Raw genomic sequence first — 16,905 nt, forward strand, 5'->3', positions numbered from 1 at the left:
AGCCCTCGTGAGTGGTAAGGCGGGTTAGAACCCGCCTTACCACTCACGAGGCCTGGGACCCGAGATGGTCAGGAAGCGCTGCAGCTGACGCTGGGCCAGGTCCAGTTTCCGTTCGTCATGATGGTGACACCCCAGTTGTTGCCGCTGCCGTTGGGTGTCGCGACGAGCACCTGGCTGCTGGGCCAGGTGGCGTTGATGTTCCAGGTGGTGCTGATCCGCTCGGGGCTCGGCACGTTCATCGTGACCGTCCACGACGAGGAGCCGCTGACCGAGACGTTGAGGTTGTACCGGTCACCCCACGACTGTCCCGCCGAAAGCGTTGCGGTGCAACTGCCCCCGCCCGGTGTCGTGGGCGTGGTCGTCGGGGTCGTGGTGTCCGTCGGGGTGGTCGTGGGTGTGGTCGGGGTGGTCGGTGTCGTCGTCGGGCCGGGGCCGGCCGAGTTGAGGACGTTCAGCACCGAGTTGTAGGCGGCCTTCTTGTTGCCGTTGCCGTCGAACAGCAGCGGGCTTTCGCTGGACCGCCAGGAATCGCTGTCCCGCACGCCCCACACGGTGATGCCGACGCAGCGTGCGACGTTCACGCACGCCTGGGTCAGCGCCGAGTACTGCGAGGTGTTCGAGTTCGTGACGTCGACCTCGGTGAGCGCCACGTCGACGCCGAGCGCCGCGAAGCTGGAGATCGTCTGCTGGAAGTTGCCCGGCACCGAGCTGCCGCCGGTGAAGTGGGCCTGCAGGCCCACGCAGTCGATCGGCACACCGCGGGACTTGAAGTCCTGGACCATGCGGTAGACGCCCTGGGTCTTGCCGTAGCTCCAGTTGTCGATGTTGTAGTCGTTGTAGCAGAGCTTGACCGACGGGTCGGCCGCGCGGGCGGTCTTGAACGCGACCTCGATCCAGTCGTTGCCGGTGCCCTGCAGGTTCGACTGACGGCGGCTGCCGTCTTCGTTGAAGGCCTCGTTGACGACGTCCCAGTACGCGAGCTTGCCCTGGTAGTGGCCCATCACCTTCTGGATGTGGTTGATCATCGCGCTGCGCAGCGCGCTGCCGCCCATGTTCTGCATCCAGCCGGGTTGCTGCCCGTGCCAGGCGAGGGTGTGCCCGCGGACCCGCGAGCCGTGGCTGACCGCCCAGTTGTAGACCTGGTCGCCCGCCGAGAAGTTGAACTGGTTCTGGTTGGGTTCGGTCGCGTCCGGCTTCATTTCGTTTTCGGGCGTCACCATGTTGAACTCGCGCGCCGCGATGGTGGTGTAGGCCGAGTTGCTGAGCCGGCCGGCGGCGATCGCGGTGCCGAAGTACCGGCCCGACTGCGCGGCCGCGGCGCCCAGGGTACTGGCCGCGGCGTCCGCGCCGGGCGCCGTCACCAGCACGGTTGCGGTCGCGGCCACGGTCGCCACGCCCGCCAGCACTCGAGTGGTCGTCGACCGCCACCAGCGCCTGCGGCGCAGGTCCGACGAGCTTTCCGCCATTCGTGGTCTCCTTCGGTGAAGTTCCCCTTGACCAGCAGCAGAGCACGCCGCCGGAGCACCACGCAAAAAGTTTCGGCCGACTTTCGAAATCGGTGAACGCCGCCTGGCCGGATCCGTGAAAGTTACTTGCGCCCCGGAACCGCTCAACCGTCTTCGCCGCCGGACGTCCCTCAGGAGGTGATCACGGAAGCGACCCGGGAGGACGGGCCGCCCGCCGCGGGCGGGCGTCCTCCCGGCCGGTGGCGGCGGTGGCTGACCGCGTTCGCCGTGGCCGGGCTGCTCGCCGGGATGGCGGCCGCGATGATCACCACGGCCGTGGCGCAGACCCCGACGATCGACGAGCCGGTGTACGTCGGCGCGGCGATCTTCTCCCTGGAACACCACAGCCTGCGGTTCAACCCCGAGCACCCGCCGCTGGGCAAGCTGATCATCGCCACCGGGCTGGCCTTCGCGGACGTGCACGTCGACGCCGGTTTCGCCGGCGACCAAACCGGACTCGGCCGGTCCGTGCTCTACGAGCAGGGCCACGACCCGGGCCGGCTGATGCTGCTGGCGCGGTTGCCGGTGATCGTGCTGACGCTGCTGTTCGGGCTGGTCGTCTTCGCCTTCGCCCGCGATCTGGCCGGCCCGGCCGGCGGCCTGGTGGCCCTGGCGCTGTACGCGCTTTCCCCCGACCTCGTCGCGCACGGGTCACTGGCGACCCTCGACGTGCCGGTGGCCGGTTTCCTGGTGACGTCGGCCTGGCTGCTGTGGCGGGCCCGGCGGCGTCCCGTCCGCTACCTTCCCCTCGCGGGACTGGCCCTGGGCGCGGCCGTGGCCACGAAGATGAGCGCCCTGGCCGCGGTTCCGGTGGCGCTGCTCCTGGTCGTGCTCTCGGTCTGTGCGTCCGGTCCACAACGGACACTCCGGCGGCTCGGGGCCGGGGCCGCGGCGGCCCTCGGCGTCGCGCTGATCGCGGTCGGCGTGGTGTGGGTTCGTACCTGGTGGTCGATCCGCGGCTGCGCTGGGTGCCACCACCGGGCCTGCCGCCGCTCGAGGGGCTGCGCTCGCTCGCGGGCCTGCTGCCGCTGCCCGGGCCGTACCTCGACGGGCTGCGCGTCCAGTTCGGCTTCGAAGACCAGGTGTGGACGACGTTCCTGTTCGGCAGCCGCCACGTCGGCGCGCTGTGGTACTACCTCCCGGCCGCGTTGCTGGTGAAGACGCCGCTCGGCACGCTGGCCCTCTGGGCGGCCGGCGTCGGCACGATGGTGGCGGTCCCGAAGCTGCGCCCGGCGGCACCGTACGTCCTCGTCCCGGCGGCGGTGCTGCTGGCCGCGGCCATGACGGGCAGCCGCGACCTCGGCGTCCGGTACGCGCTCTTCGTGCCGATGTTCCTGGCCGTCGCGGCGGCGGGGGTGGTCGCCCTCCGCCGGCGGTGGGCGCGCGTCGCCGTGGCCGGCCTGGTCGCGTTCACGGCGGTCAGCTCGCTGCGCACGTTCCCCTATTACCTGCCGTACGCCAACGAGGCGTTCGGCGGCCCGGCGGAAACCCACCGGCAGCTGCACGACTCGAACGTCGACTGGGGCCAGGACCTGGGCCGGCTGGCCGATCGGCTCGAACAGCGCTACCCGGGTCAGCGGGTGTGGCTGGTCTACAAGGGCAGCGGGGTGCCGTCGTACTACGGCATCGACGCCGCGGACCCGCTCGCCGTGCCCCCGGACCTCGTCCACGGGCTGCTCGTCGTGTCGGATTCCGCCACGGCCAAGGCGGACGACCGCCTGGGGTTGCTGCTCCGCACGAGCACACCGATCGACGAGGTCGGCCACTCCATCACGATCCACCGCCGGCCGTGAGCTGGTCGACGGAGAACTGCGTGGTCCGGCAGAATGGCCGGGTGCCCCGTCGAGAGCTTCGCCCGCACCAGGTCTGGCTGATCGGCGTTCCGCTCAACCTCCTGCTGGCCCTCCCGGCCGCCTACCCGGTCGCCTTCGCGATGCTGGCGGCGCAAGTCGTCGCCGGCGAGCTCGGGTGGGCCACGCTCGACCCCACGGTGGTCGACGACGGCGCGGGGCTGGTGATCGGGTTCGGTGTGGTCTCGGTGCTGTTCGGCGGCCTGCTCGTGTTCGGCTTGAACGCCTTGTTCGCTTTCCGGGCCCCGCAGCTCAACGCGGCCGGCTATTGGCTCGCGGTGGCCCTGCTGGTGGTCGTTCCCGACGTCCTCTACTGGACCGTCATCCGCTAGGCGCGAGCGTGCGCCACGGTCTCCGAGGTGATCGCGCCGGCGCCCGCTCACAGGTTCATGATCGGCAGCTGGGCGTCCGGGCGGGTCAGCCGGGCGAGCAGCTGCTCGGGCTGCCCGCTCACCGAGCGCAGTGCGTCCACCGCTTCGGCCTGACGTCCCTGGCCCGAAAGCACGACGGCGAGCGTCAGCCCCAAACCGTCGGCTACGTGCGGGCACCGCTGCTTCGCCAGCTTCAAGGCCGCGAGACACTCCTGCAGTGCCTCGTCGTGCCGTTCGGTCCGGCTCAGCGCCATGGCCCGGTTCGCCAGCAACATCACCCGGACGATCGACGTGTCCTCGGTCGTGAGCTGACGGGCCGCCAGCTCGCCGGCCCGGGCGAACTCGCCGGTGCGGAAGGCGGCCGCCCAGCCGGTCCGGTCGCTCAGCTGGATCAGGTCGATGACGCGCCCCTCCTCGGGCCACGCCCGCCGGTAGCCGAGGCGGAAGCTCTGCCAGCCGTCCGGTGTCAGGCCCGGCAGCAGCGGGCGGATGTCCGTCGCGCACTGCTCCGCGCTCGGCCGGGTGTGCAGGAACACCGGCCGGGGGTCGTGCACCAGCGCCGTGCCGTCGCGGTCGAACAGCCAGTTCCCGCGGTGCGCGTCGCCGTGCAGGACGTTGCGGGCGTGCAGCCCGGCCAGCGTGATGCCGATCGCGAAGCCGTCCGGGTCGACCGCCGGGGAGCCGCCCAGCCACAGGTGCCGGAACTCGCGGTAGTCCGTCACCACCGGCTGGGCCTCGCAGGGAACCGGCACGCTTTCGGCGTACGAGCAGAGGAACCGGATGCTCTCGCGCCGGCCCACCACGAGCGGGTAGCGCGGGCCGCCCGCTCCGGTCAGGCTCGACAGCGGCACCACCGCGCACTCGCCGATCGACTCCGCGACGTCCCGCGGCCACTGGTCGAGCGAACCCGGTGCGGGGATTTCCTCGCGCAGGAGCACGATTTCGCCCCGCTCCACCAGCTCGCGCACCGCCGGCAGGTCGGTGCCGGCGAACTCGGTCACCTCGACGCTCGCCGCGCCGAGTTCGAGGAGGAACGTCACCACCCCAGCATAGGATGAGCGGCGTGGCCGAAACCGGGGAAAACGTGGCGCTGGTGACCCAGACCCTGGTCGCCAACGCCAGCACCGTCCTGAGCCGTCCGGACGCGCTCACCCTGCCGCTCTTCCTCGACCTCTGCGCGCTGTGCGAAGCGGTGGTGCTCCTCGACCGCCTGGAAGCACTGGGCGCGGCGGACGAGCACGTCACCCTCCTGGGCCGGCACCTCGGCGAGGAAGGGCTGTACCGCACGTTCCAGCCGAAACTGTCCCCCGACGAACTCCGGCGGGTCATGCTGCGGCTGCCGGACGAGCTCGCGAAGCGCATCACCCTCGACGCCGACGACCCCGGGCACGCGGTCGACGCGACCGGCGCGGTGACCGGCCTGGACTACACGACCGGGCTGAACAACCTCCTCGCCCAGGTCGACGCCCTCGGCGGGTACGCCAGCTGCGGGGACTGCTCGGTCAAGGAACGCATGTACCGCGGGAACGGCTACCTCCTGGCGGCCGCCGCGCACGGCCTGGACTACTTCCCGGACTTCGACCGGGTGCCGTTCGTGGCGGGCACGCTGCAGAAGACGTACCGCTCGCTGCCGCGCCGGCTCTACGACGAGGTCAGCGAATCGCTCGACGAGCCGCTCAACGGCGGCGAGCTCGTCGCGGAGTGGGCGGCGATGTCGACCATCCCGATCCCGCCGATCAGCGCGCTGGTGCTCTCGCGCGCCTCGTCGCTCGACGACGTCCCGGAGCAGCTGCTGCGCGTGCGGGACGAATTCCGCCGCTACCGCCGCTACTTCGGCGACTTCAAGGCCGAGCTGAGCCACGCCGACACCGTCCGGGAGCGCCGGAAGCTGCTGGCCCGGTACCAGGCGCTGCTGGCCGAAGCCAGCGGACCCGACCGCGAAACCGTGTCACTGACCGAGATGCTCAACCTCACCGAGAAGGCGGTGAAAGCCGCCGCCGGCCCCGCGCTGCCGACGAGCTACGGCGCTCTGCTGGTGACGCAGCCGGTGGACTGGATCCGCCGCTGGTGGCAGCGGCGGCCCCTAGCCATCCTCTTCCGGCTCGACAGCAAGCTGCCGCGGCTGTCGGAGTACCGCCACCTGGTCGGCAAGCTGTGGGGCGACGAGGCCGGGCACCTCCTGCTCGGCCAGGTCGCCGGCCACGGCACCCGCCTGCGCACCTTGCTGGCCGACGCCGAACCGGCCTGACGGCTTCGTCCAGGAGGGCCGGCCGGTGAAACTTTCAGCCGCCGCCGGGCCTCGGCCAGCGGTGACACCTGGCCGGTGGTGAATTGCTTGCCAGAACCGGATCCCTTGCGAACGATGGTGACGGACCAGCCTGCGAACCGGCGGTTCCCTCGGCCGGCGGCGCGCCAGTGCTCCTGGCTCGGCCGGAGCACCCAGCCCATCGAGCTTCTGCGACGGAGATCCGATGTCCTTGCGCTTCCCCGGCCGGCGACGGGTACGGCTGACCGCCGTGCCCCTGCTCGCCGCCACCCTGACCGCGGCCACGCTCGTCCCGGCAGCGTCGGCAGCCCCGGCGCGACCGGCCGCGCTGCCGGTCTACCGCGACACGCACTACAGCTTCGCCGAGCGGGCCGCCGACCTCGTCGCCCGCATGACCCTGCCCGAAAAGGTGCTGCAGCTGCGCACCAACAGCGCCCCGGCCATCCCGCGGCTCGGCGTGCAGCAGTACACGTACTGGAGCGAAGGCCAGCACGGCCTCAACACGCTCGGCGCGAACACCGACGACGGCACGGCGACCGGCGGGGTGCACGCCACCAGCTTCCCGACCAACCTGGCCAGCACGATGTCCTGGGACCCGGCGCTGATCCAGCAGGAGACCACGGCGATCTCCGACGAGGCCCGCGGCATGCTGGACAAGTCGCTGTGGGGCGTCGCGCAGAACAACATCGGCCCGGACAAGAACAACTACGGCTCGCTGACCTACTGGGCGCCGACGGTGAACCTCGACCGCGACCCGCGGTGGGGCCGCACCGACGAAGGGTTCGGCGAAGACCCGTACCTGGTCGCGAAGATGGCCGGCGCGTTCGTCAACGGCTACCAGGGCCAGACCGCGTCCGGCCGGCCGACGACGCCGTACCTCAAGGTCGCGGCCACCGCCAAGCACTACGCGCTCAACAACGTCGAGAACGACCGGCACGCGGACTCCTCGGACACGACCGAGGCCAACCTCCGCGACTACTACACCGCGCAGTTCCGGCACCTCATCCAGGACGCGCACGTCTCCGGCCTGATGACGTCGTACAACGCGATCAACGGCACGCCGTCGCCGGCCGACACGTACACGGCGAACGCCATCGCCCAGCGCACCTACGGCTTCGACGGCTACACCACGTCCGACTGCGGCGCGGTCGGCGACGTCTACGCGCCGGGCAGCCACAACTGGGCGCCGCCGGGCTGGACCACGGCCACCGCAGGCGGCGGCACGCAGTGGACGAACACCACGTCGGGGCAGCAGGTCTCCGGCGCCGCCGGGGGCCAGGCGTACTCGTTGCGCGCGGGCACGCAGCTCAACTGCACCGGCACGGAAGCCACCGTGGCCAACATCCAGGAGGCCATCAAGACTGGGGTGCTGTCCGAAGGCGTGCTCGACAACGCCCTGGTGCACGTGTTCACCACGCGCATGCAGACCGGCGAGTTCGACCCGCCGGACCGGGTGGCGTACACGAAGATCACCAAGGACGTCATCCAGAGCGCCGAGCACCAGGCGCTGGCCGCGAAGGTCGCCGCCAACTCGCTGGTCCTGCTGAAGAACGACCCGGTCCCGGGCACCGCCGCGCCGCTGCTGCCCGCCGATCCGGCCAAGCTCGGCACCGTGGTCGTCGTCGGCGATCTCGCGGGCAAGGTCACCCTCGGCGGCTACTCCGGTGAACCCGCGCTGCAGGTGAACGCGGTGCAGGGCATCACGTCCGCGGTCAAGGCGGCGAACCCCGGTGCCACGGTCACGTTCGACGCGTGCGGCACGTCCACGGGCACGACCACGGCGGCGAGCTGCTCGGCGGAGACGCTGGCCGCGATGAAGACGGCCGACCTGGTCGTCGTGTTCGCCGGGACCGACGGGAACGTGGCCACCGAGGGCCGGGACCGCACCACCATCGCCATGCCCGGCAACTACGACTCGCTGCTCGACCAGGTCAAGGCGGCCGGCAACCCCCGGACCGCGCTGGCCGTCCAGGCGGGCGGCGCCGTCTCGCTCGGCCACGCCGCCGGCATTCCGGGCATCGTGTTCAGCGGGTACAACGGCGAAAGCCAGGGCACCGCGCTGGCCGACGTGCTGTTCGGCAAGCAGAACCCCAGCGGGCACCTCAACTTCACCTGGTACACCGACGACTCGCAGCTGCCCGCCATCAAGAACTACGGGCTGACGCCGTCCCAGACCGGGGGCCTCGGCCGGACCTACCAGTACTTCACCGGCACGCCGGCCTACCCGTTCGGCTACGGCCTCTCCTACGCGAAGTTCGCCTACTCCCGCGTGCACGCGGACACCCGGGCCGTCGACGCGAACGGGCGGGTGACCGTGCACGTGGACGTGACCAACACCGGCAGCACGCCGGGTGCCACCGTCGCCCAGCTGTACGCGGCCACGGCGTTCGGCGTGCCCGGCGTGGAACTGCCGCGGCAGCGCCTGGCCGGCTTCGCGAAGACCGACGTGCTCGCCCCCGGCCGGACGCAGCACCTGGCCATCCCGGTGCGGATCAGCGATCTGTCGTTCTGGAACGAGGGCCAGCGCCGCGAAGTGGTGTACCCCGGTCCCTACCGGTTCGGCGTCGGCGCCGATTCCGCGCACCTCGCCGGCACCGCCACGGTGGCCGTCACCGGAGCGATCAAGCCGAAGACCCAGTACGTGACCGTGCAGCCGGGTCAGGTCGTGTTCGCGCCGGGTCAGCGGCTCGACCTGACCGCGAAGAACCCGTGGATCGCCGACGACACCGCCCAGGCCGGCCAGCACGTGCCGGCCGACCACATCGTCGAAGCGGTGCACGACGACCAGTCGTTCGTCGACCTTTCGCGCGCCCGGATCGGGTACCGCAGCAGCGATCCGCGGGTGGCCGAGGTGAGCCGGACCGGCCAGGTGACCATGGTGGCGCCCGGCGTCGCGACGATCAGCGTCACGGTCGACGGCGTCACCGGCACCACGCCGGTGGTGGTCGAGCAGCCGTTCACGCTCGCGGCACCGGAGCGGGTGCAGGCGGGCACGACGTACACCGCCACCACCACGCTGCCGAACCCGGCCGGCGCCCGGCCGCTGCGCGACGTCGTCTTGACGCTGAGCGGGCCGGCCGGCTGGACCGTCAAGGCCACCTCGCCGTCGACGTTCGCCACCGTGCCGGCCGGGCAGACCGTCAGCACCACGTGGGAGATCGGCGTTCCGGCCTCCGCGGAACCCGGCAAGTTCGACCTGTCGGCGCAGGCCGCGTTCACCTCGGTCAACGGGCGGGGCACCTCGACGGACGCGACGACCGTGCTGCTGCCCCACCCGCCGTACCCGTCGTTCCCGGCGGCGTACAACAACGTGGGCATCAGCGACGACGCCACGCCGGGCGCGGGCAACTTCGACGGCGGCAACGCGAGCTTCTCCGCACAGGCCCTGGCCGCGGCGACGCCCAGCTTGACGCCGGGAGCGACGTTCACCCACGACGGGCTGACGTTCACCTGGCCGGACGTGCCGCCGGGCAGCCCGGACAACGTGGTCGCGGGCGGCGTGGCCGGCGGCCAGACGATCGCGATCTCCGGCACCGGCCACACGCTGGGCCTGATCGGCGCGGGCGACTACGGCAGCCCGAGCGGAACGGCCACGGTGACGTACACGGACGGAACGACCGAGTCCCACTCGGTGAGTTTCGCGGACTGGTGGTCCAACGCGGCCACCGGCGGCGACATCCTCACCACGTTGCCGTACTTGAACAACAGCAGCGGGCAGCTGAACCAGAAGGTGAGCTTGTACTACGCCCCGATCCCCCTGCAGCCGGGCAAGACGGTGCAGTACGTGACACTCCCGGACGTCAGCGACGGAGCGAACATGGGCACGGCGGCGATGCACATCTTCACGATCGCCATCGGCTGACCGAGGGGTCCCGTCCCGCCGGTGATCACGCCGGCGGGACGGGCTTGTCCGTCTTCGAGGAGCGCGGACAAGCTTGAAGCCCGCTGCCGGTCAACGGCCGCAGGCCCGCCCCGCCGGCTCTCGTGCCGACGAGACGGGCCCGCAGACCGCCGCCACCGTGCCGATCAGGCGGCCGGCCCCCCGCTACTTGACCGTGCGCCGCCGGTCAACGGGCGCAGGCGAAACTCGCCGCACTGTTCGGATCGCCGCCGCGGTACCGGGGCCACTCCGGATAAGCGCACAGCGGCCGGGTTCGCTGGTGGGCCAAGTCGGTGACCACCTGACCCGCCGGGGCCCGGCCGTTCTCGACCCACCGCTCGAGGGCCGTGAGCGAGTCCCAGCCGGCCGCGAATGCCGGTGTGCCGAAGTTGGCGTGGTTGGCGCCCGGCACGACGTAGTACCGCAGGAACCCGTCGGTCGTCCGAGGTCCCACGACCGAACGGACCCGCTCGTAGTAGTCGCTCGTCGAGTACGGGGAAACCAGCTCGTCCGCCGCGCCGTGCAGGAGGATCAGCTTGCCGCCCGCGCGGGCGAACGGGCGCAGGTCCGCGTGGTTGCGGTCCTCGATCGACGACAGCGCGCTGATCCGGCCGAGCCACTTGCCGGGGTGCCGGGGATCGACGTCCAGGGCCCGGTGGGCCGGATCCCGGGTCAGGAAGTACTTGACCCACTGATCCCAGTACTGCATCCCGTACCCGCTGGTCACCGGCATCGGGTCGGCCGGTGCGGTGGTGCCGAAGCCGAGGAACGGCGTCCGCATGTCCGCCCCCGACAGGAACGGGAAGCCCGGGTACTCCGTCTCGCCGCTGGCGATCCGGTACGGCCACCGGAACGGCGAAGACATGGCGGTCACCGCCCCGATCTGCGGGTCCGACAGGCACGCCGGGCCGGTGTCGGCCCCGCCCGGGCAGCGGAGCACGCGCGGATCGAAGCGGCAGCCTCCCGGGTTCGAAACGACTCCGTCGGTCACGCCGTCCAAGCCGTCGCACGCCTTGATGACGCTCTCGTAGAGCAGCGTCTGCTTCGCGGGCCCGGGGAACGCACCCGGGCGCGAGAGGACCTGCGTCAGGTAGCCCAGGTCGAGGATCTCGGCCATGTTGTTCCAGGCCGGGTAGGCGGAAATCACGCCGTCGAAGGCGGACGGCCAGCGCTGGGCGACGACGAGTGCCTCGCGGCCGCCGGTCGAGCCGCCGGCGAAGAAGACTTCGGTGGGTGTCGCCGCATACGCGCGCCGGATGAGGAAGAGGCTCGCGTCCCGCGTCTTCTTCAACGCGTCGCCCGCGGCGAAGTTGATCAACGCCTCGTCGTTCGCGCCGAACGACCCGTCCAGCGACGGCGGGGACGCCGGGTTCTGCTGGTGGCCGGAGTCGCTCGCGAAGGTCGCGTAGCCGCGGGCCAGCGGCGTCGGCCGGTCGGCGGGGCCGAACGGCACGTTCGCCGCCACGTCGGGGATCGTGCCGTTGTACCCGCCGCCGCCGAACATCAGCGCCTTGTGGTTCCACGCCAGGGGCAGGGCGACGCGCAGCTTGATGTCCGGCGCGGCCGGATCGACCGGGTGGAGTTCGGCGTCGACCCGGCAGGATTCCCCGGGTACGACGGAAACCGCGGTGACGAGCCCGCCGGTCGTCGGCAGGCTCAGCACCGACGCCGGGATCCGCAGTCCGGCCAGGCCGGCGCAGTCCGGGGCCGCCGGAGCCGCGGCGGCGGTCGCGGGGGCGGTCGCCGCCAGCACCAAGGCCGCCGTCACGGCGAGCCGGAGCGTCTCCCTCATCGGATCCCCTCCGCGTCGGACGGCTGGTGGAGGTGCGCGCCCGGGACGGCGTCCGGGTCGGCCCGGACCTCGGCCGGGTTCGTCTCGGGCAGGAACCACGCGCTGGCGAAGGTGATCAACCCCATCGCCGTGATGTAGACGGCGACCGGCCACGTGCTCCCGGTCCCGGCGATCAGGGCGGTCATCAGGAACGGCGTGCCACCGCTGACGATGATCGCGGACAGCTGGTAGGCCAGCGACGCACCCGAGTAGCGGACGTTGGGGGCGAAGAGCTCGCCGAGGAAGCTCGCGATCGGGCCGTAGGTGAGGCACTGGAACACGAACCCCACCGCCACCGCGACGAAGATCAGCGGCAGGGACGCGGTGCCGACGAGCCCGAAGTACGGGAACGCCCAGAGGGCGACACCCAGGCCGCCGATCAGGATCAGCGGGCGGCGGCCCACCTTGTCCGAGAGGTACCCGGACCAGGGAATGGTCGCGAGCATCGCCGCGGAACTGAGCAGCACCACCGCGAGCAGCGAGTCGCGCTGGAGCTTGAGGGTGCCGGTGCCGTAGCTGAGCAAGCCGGAAATGCTGACGTAGAACAGGCTGTTGGTGGCCGAGAGCAGCCCGCAGCCGAGCAGGATGGTCCCCCACTTGCTGCGCAGGACCTGGGCGATCGGCGCCCGGACCACCGGGGCGTCCTGGTCCGCCACGGCTTCCTGCAGCTGCCGGAACTCCGGCGTGTCCTCCACCTTGGCCTGGATGTAGAGCACCACCCCGAACATCACGACGCTCAGCAGGAACGGGATGCGCCAGCCCCAGCTGAGGAAGGCGGCGTCCGGCATCAGCCCGCTGGTGGCGACGAAGATCAGGTTGGACACGATCACCGCCACCGGCACGCTCGTCTGCCCGAAGGTCCCGGCGAAGCCGCGCCGCTTCGGGCTGGCGGATTCGGTCAGCAGCAGCACGATGCCGCCCCACTGCCCGCCGGTCGCCAGGCCCTGGACGAACCGCAGGATCACCAGCAGCGTCGGGGCCAGCGCGCCGACGCTCGCCGCGGTGGGCAGGCAGCCGATCAGGAAGGTCGCGGCCCCCATCACCGCCAGGCAGGCGACGACCACCGGCTTGCGCCCGTACTTGTCCCCGAGGTGCCCGGCCAGCACCCCGCCGATCGGCCGCGCCACGAACCCGGCCCAGAACGTGCTGAAGGCCAGCAAGGTCCCGGTCAGCGCCGAGGCGTGCGGGAAGAACACCTTGGGGAACACCAGCGCGGCCGCGGTGCCGTAGAGGAAGAAGTCGTACCACTCGATCGAGCTGCCGACGAGCCCGGCCGCCAGCAGTTTGCGGAAGGCCCGGCGCGGGGTCGCGGGCACGCCGGTGCCGGACTGCCCTTCGGGCTGGGTGAGCGGAATGGCCATGGGTGCCGCCTTCGTCGCTGAGGTCCGGCAGGTGCTGGCGGTGATGGTAGGGCGCCGTTACGCTGCAGCCTGAGGTGTGGACCACCCACTCCTCCCGCCGCAGCGGTGGGTCTTTCGCCCACCCGGTGCCGAAGGAGGACAGCCCCGTGACGAGTGCGGCGGAACCGCGCCGGCAGCGCGAACTGGCGTCGTTGTACGCCACCGTCAAGTCGCTCACCGCCCTGGGCGAGCTAGACGAGGTGCTGCAGTCGATCGTCCACCACGCCCACGACCTGATCGGCACGGACTTCACCTACCTCTCGCTGGTCGGTGCGGACGGCCGGCTGTCGGCCCGCGCGTCGGAGGGCACGATCTCGGCGGAGTTCCTCGCGGCGGCCATCCCCGCCACGGTGGGGCTCGGGGGCAAGGTGCTGGCGTCCAAGAGCCCGCACTGGGTGCGCGACTACGCCACCTCGACGCTCATCCAGCACGATCCGAACTTCGACCGGTTGGTCGACACCGAGGAGCTGGTCGCGCTGCTCGGCGTGCCGCTGGTCATCCGCGGGGAAGCGGTGGGGGCGCTGTTCGCCGCGGACCGCTCCGAACGGTCGTTCCAGGCCGAGGAGATCGCGCTGCTGAACGCGTTCGCCGACCACGCCGCGGTCGCCCTCGACAACGCCCGGCTCTACGAAGCGAGCCGGACCGCGCTGCGGGAGCTGCGGGTCGCGTACGGGAAGATCGAGCGGGCCCAGGCGATCCACGAAGCGCTGACCGGGGTCGTGCTGGACGGCGGCACCCCGCGCGAGGTGGCGCAGCACCTCGCCGATCAGCTGGGCGGCAGCATCACGCTCCTCGACCGGGCCGACAGTCCACTCCGGACGGACCTGGCCGGCGCCGTCGACGCCGCCCGCCGCACCGGCCGCTGCACGACGTCGTCCGGCACCGACGGGACCGACCGCAGCGTGGCGGCCGTCCAGGCCGGCGACAGCTACCTCGGCGCGCTCGTGTGGAGCAGGCCGTCGGGCACCGGCGACGACACGGACCTGCGGACCCTCGAGCGCGCCACGCACATCCTCGGCCTGCTCATCCTCAAGGAGCGGGCCGTGGCCGAAGCCGGCGAGCGGCTGAGCGGGGAGCTGCTGACCGAGCTGATGCTCGGCAGTCCCGGGATCGGCCCGGCCCAGCGCGCCCGCGCCCGGGCCCGCACCATCGACGTCGACCGGCTGGACCTGGTCCTGGTCGCGGACTCCCCCGCGGTGCCGCCGGGCGACCTCGCGCGGCACCTGCACGACGTCGCCCGGGAACGCGCCGGGCTGGCCGGCGAACACCTCGGCCGGGCCACGATGATCCTGCCCGGCGCCGGCGACGAGGCGACCGTCGCGGACGTCCACACCAGACTGCGGCGGACGCTGGGCGGTCCCGTCCTCGTCGTCGGGGAACGGGCGGCCGGCCACGACTGGGCCCGGGCGTTCGCCCTGGCCAGGCGCTGCGGCGCCGTGATGCGCGCGCTCGGGCACACCGACGGCGGGGCCACCACGCGTCAGTACGCCTTGTACGCCATGGTGTTCGACCCCGACCGGGCCGGCGAGCTCGACCGGTTCCTGACCGGCTCGATCGGCGCGCTCCTGGAGTACGACCGGCGGCGGGGCACCGATCTGGTCGGCACCCTCAGCGCCTACTACGTCCACCGCGCGAACGTCGCGGCCACCGCCCGCGCGCTGCACCTGCACGTCAACACGCTGCTCAAGCGCCTCGACCGGGTCGGCACGGTCCTCGGCTCCGACTGGCGCCACGAGAACGACCTGGAGCTGCAGCTCGGGCTCCGGCTGCACCAGCTGCGGGCGGTCACGTCCTGAGGCGGTTCAGCCGACCCTGACCGAGTCGCGCAGGGCGGTCTTCGAGATCTTGCCGGTGCCCGTCTTCGGCAACGCGGGCACGAAGACGAATTCGTCGGGCAGCCACCACTTCGCGACCATCGGCGTGAGGTGCGCCAGCAGTTCCTCGGCCCCCAGTGCACTGCCCTCGCGCAGCACGACGTACGCCACCGGGCGTTCCATCCACCGCGGGTCCGGCCGGGCGATCACCGCCGCCTCGACGACGTCGGGGTGGGCCGTGATGGCGCCCTCGAGCTCGACCGAGGAGATCCACTCGCCGCCGGACTTGATCAGGTCCTTCATCCGGTCCACCAGCCGCAGGTAGCCCTCGGCGTCGATGGTGGCCAGGTCGCCGGTGCGCAGCCACCCGTCGTCGGTGAAGCTGCCGTCGGCGGGCACCCGGTAGTAGCCGCCCGCCACCCAGGGACCCGCGACCTGCAGCTCGCCGACGGCGTCCCCGTCGCGGGGCAGCTCGCGACCGGTCTCGACGTCGACGATCCGCACGTTCACCAGCGGCAGCGGCTGGCCCTGGGCGGCCCGCACGGCCACCTGGTCCGCCGCGGACGCGTCCCGGTGCTGGGTGCGCGTGCCGCCGATGGCCCCGACCGGGCTGACCTCCGTCATCCCCCAGGAATGCGTGATGGGCACGCCGATCGCGGCGCGGTAGGTCTCCGACAGCGCCGACGGGACGGCCGAGCCGCCGCCGAGCAGGAACCGCGTGGCGCTCAGGTCGTGGTCCCGCAGCCCGGGGGCCATGCTCGTCCAGACCGTGGGGACGGCGCCGGCGACCGTGACCCGCTCGGCCGCCATCAGCCGCAGCAGGTGGTCCGGGTCCGCCGACGGGCCGGGCAGCACCAGGGAAGCGCCCGTCAGCATCGCGCCGTAGGGCAGGCCCCAGGCGTTGGCGTGGAACATGGGCACGATCGGCAGCACGACGTCGCTTTCGCACAGGCCGACGAGGCCCGCGGCGAGTGTCCCGAGGCCGTGCAGGACCGTCGAGCGGTGGCTGTAGAGCACGCCCTTGGGCGGTCCGGTCGTCCCCGAGGTGTAGCACAGCCCGGACGCGAGGTTTTCGTCCGCGAGCGTGAAGGTGTCCTCGAACGAGCCGGTGAACGGCGCCGCCGCGGAGACCAGGTCGTCGTAGTGCCGGACGCGGGGGTCCGCCGGGATCGGCTCGTCGCTGTCGTCCGGCAGCACCACCCAGTACCGCACCCGCGGCAGGCGTGCGGCGCTCGGCCAGATCCGCGGCAGCAGCGCCCGATCGACGAACACCACGTCGTCCTCGGCGTGCTCGACGATGTACTCGAGGTGCTCCGCGGGCAGCCGGATGTTGACCGGGTGCAGCACCCGCTTGGTCACCGGCACGGCCAGGTAGAGCTCGAGGTGCCGGCGGTGGTTGCTCGCGAAGGTCGCGACCCGGGCGCCGGCCGGGACGCCGAGGGCGTCGAGCGCGGTGGCGAGGCGCCGGGTCTCGCCGGCCACCTCGGCGTACGTCAGCCGCTCGCCGCCGGCCGTGACGACTTCCTTGTGCGCGTAGAGCCGCTCGGCACGCTCCAGGATGTGGGCGAGGGTGAGCGGCCGTGGCTGCATCAGCCCGTCCATGGCGCCTCTTCCGGTCGGGGGATCTTCGGGTCGCGAGTGACTTTAAGAGCGGTCTCCGCGGGGAAGAGAGGTCAGAACCGCCCACTCGTCCGCCCGCCCCGGTGGTGATCACCTCCACGTCGGAGACCGTTGCCCGCCCCGGACAGCGATCGCGGATTTTCGGGCAGCGGGGTGCGAGTACCACCGGAGCCCGATCCGGCGCTGCTAATTTTGGGCCAACACTCGGTGAAAAGAGGGTGGTGCCGTGGCGAACCCGCTGGTGGCGGAGACGAAGGATTCCACGAAGGCGTATTCGGGCATCTCGCTGCTGGAGTCGGCGAACGACCTGAAGTCGGCCATCGAAAGCGGCGACTGGGCGTCCGTCGCGATGGGGGCGGTCGGCACCG

At 71.9% G+C, this 16,905-nt stretch carries 11 protein-coding genes; 6 read left to right on the forward strand and 5 right to left on the reverse strand.

What is annotated here, in order from left to right; translation table 11 throughout:
• Positions 1–68 precede the first annotated feature (68 nt).
• Complete coding sequence (locus tag C2L58_RS37025) at positions 69–1,466, reverse strand: endo-1,4-beta-xylanase (RefSeq protein ID WP_103342301.1); 1,398 nt, start codon at positions 1,464–1,466, stop codon at positions 69–71.
• A gap of 177 nt (positions 1,467–1,643) precedes the next feature.
• Here C2L58_RS37025 and C2L58_RS51005 point away from each other — a divergent pair, with 177 nt between their 5' ends.
• The 3 genes from C2L58_RS51005 to C2L58_RS37035 are packed head-to-tail and all read left to right on the forward strand — an operon-like array spanning position 1,644 to position 3,687.
• Positions 1,644–2,663 carry an ArnT family glycosyltransferase gene (locus tag C2L58_RS51005; RefSeq protein WP_233226155.1) on the forward strand — a complete coding sequence of 340 codons (1,020 nt, stop codon included), beginning with the start codon at positions 1,644–1,646 and terminating at the stop codon, positions 2,661–2,663.
• A complete protein-coding gene (locus tag C2L58_RS51010; RefSeq protein ID WP_233226156.1) occupies positions 2,588–3,298 on the forward strand; it encodes a hypothetical protein in 711 nt (236 codons plus the stop codon). The genes C2L58_RS51005 and C2L58_RS51010 overlap by 76 nt, the downstream gene beginning before the upstream one ends.
• 41 nt (positions 3,299–3,339) lie before the next feature.
• On the forward strand, positions 3,340–3,687 hold the full coding sequence (locus tag C2L58_RS37035) for a hypothetical protein (RefSeq protein ID WP_103342314.1): 348 nt from the start codon (positions 3,340–3,342) through the stop codon (positions 3,685–3,687).
• Between the two features lie 47 nt (positions 3,688–3,734).
• Here C2L58_RS37035 and C2L58_RS37040 read toward each other — a convergent pair whose 3' ends face one another.
• Positions 3,735–4,766 carry a tetratricopeptide repeat protein gene (locus C2L58_RS37040; protein WP_146073744.1) on the reverse strand — a complete coding sequence of 344 codons (1,032 nt, stop codon included), beginning with the start codon at positions 4,764–4,766 and terminating at the stop codon, positions 3,735–3,737.
• A gap of 23 nt (positions 4,767–4,789) precedes the next feature.
• On the opposite strand from C2L58_RS37040, the gene C2L58_RS37045 reads away from it, so the two are divergent.
• Positions 4,790–5,974: a hypothetical protein gene (locus tag C2L58_RS37045; protein WP_146073745.1), complete on the forward strand. Its 1,185-nt coding sequence runs from the start codon at positions 4,790–4,792 to the stop codon at positions 5,972–5,974.
• Between the two features lie 223 nt (positions 5,975–6,197).
• A complete protein-coding gene (locus tag C2L58_RS37050) occupies positions 6,198–9,854 on the forward strand; it encodes a glycoside hydrolase family 3 C-terminal domain-containing protein (protein WP_103342304.1) in 3,657 nt (1,218 codons plus the stop codon).
• Between the two features lie 205 nt (positions 9,855–10,059).
• Here the strand turns inward: C2L58_RS37050 and C2L58_RS37055 are convergent, their stop codons facing one another.
• On the reverse strand, positions 10,060–11,664 hold the full coding sequence (locus C2L58_RS37055) for a tannase/feruloyl esterase family alpha/beta hydrolase (RefSeq protein WP_103342305.1): 1,605 nt from the start codon (positions 11,662–11,664) through the stop codon (positions 10,060–10,062).
• Positions 11,661–13,064 (reverse strand): MFS transporter, encoded by a 1,404-nt coding sequence (locus C2L58_RS37060; protein WP_103342306.1) that lies wholly within the window; start codon positions 13,062–13,064, stop codon positions 11,661–11,663. Before C2L58_RS37060 ends, C2L58_RS37055 begins: the two co-directional genes overlap by 4 nt.
• 146 nt (positions 13,065–13,210) lie before the next feature.
• Here C2L58_RS37060 and C2L58_RS37065 point away from each other — a divergent pair, with 146 nt between their 5' ends.
• Positions 13,211–14,899, forward strand: a complete 1,689-nt coding sequence (locus tag C2L58_RS37065; RefSeq protein ID WP_103342307.1) for a helix-turn-helix domain-containing protein — start codon at positions 13,211–13,213, stop codon at positions 14,897–14,899.
• Between the two features lie 6 nt (positions 14,900–14,905).
• Here the strand turns inward: C2L58_RS37065 and C2L58_RS37070 are convergent, their stop codons facing one another.
• A complete protein-coding gene (locus C2L58_RS37070; RefSeq protein WP_103342308.1) occupies positions 14,906–16,519 on the reverse strand; it encodes a long-chain fatty acid--CoA ligase in 1,614 nt (537 codons plus the stop codon).
• Positions 16,520–16,905 lie beyond the last annotated feature (386 nt).

It is taken from the genome of Amycolatopsis sp. CA-126428, from assembly GCF_002904335.1.
In the GTDB taxonomy this organism is placed as follows: Bacteria; Actinomycetota; Actinomycetes; order Mycobacteriales; family Pseudonocardiaceae; genus Amycolatopsis.

What these genes read in the sequence shown, in the direction of transcription:
- C2L58_RS37050 (WP_103342304.1), top strand. Translation starts at nt 6,198, where the DNA reads ATGTCCTTGCGCTTCCCCGGCCGGCGACGGGTACGGCTGACCGCCGTG.
- C2L58_RS37060 (WP_103342306.1), bottom strand. Translation starts at nt 13,064, where the DNA reads ATGGCCATTCCGCTCACCCAGCCCGAAGGGCAGTCCGGCACCGGCGTG.
- C2L58_RS37055 (WP_103342305.1), bottom strand. Translation starts at nt 11,664, where the DNA reads ATGAGGGAGACGCTCCGGCTCGCCGTGACGGCGGCCTTGGTGCTGGCG.
- C2L58_RS37070 (WP_103342308.1), bottom strand. Translation starts at nt 16,519, where the DNA reads ATGGACGGGCTGATGCAGCCACGGCCGCTCACCCTCGCCCACATCCTG.
- C2L58_RS37025 (WP_103342301.1), bottom strand. Translation starts at nt 1,466, where the DNA reads ATGGCGGAAAGCTCGTCGGACCTGCGCCGCAGGCGCTGGTGGCGGTCG.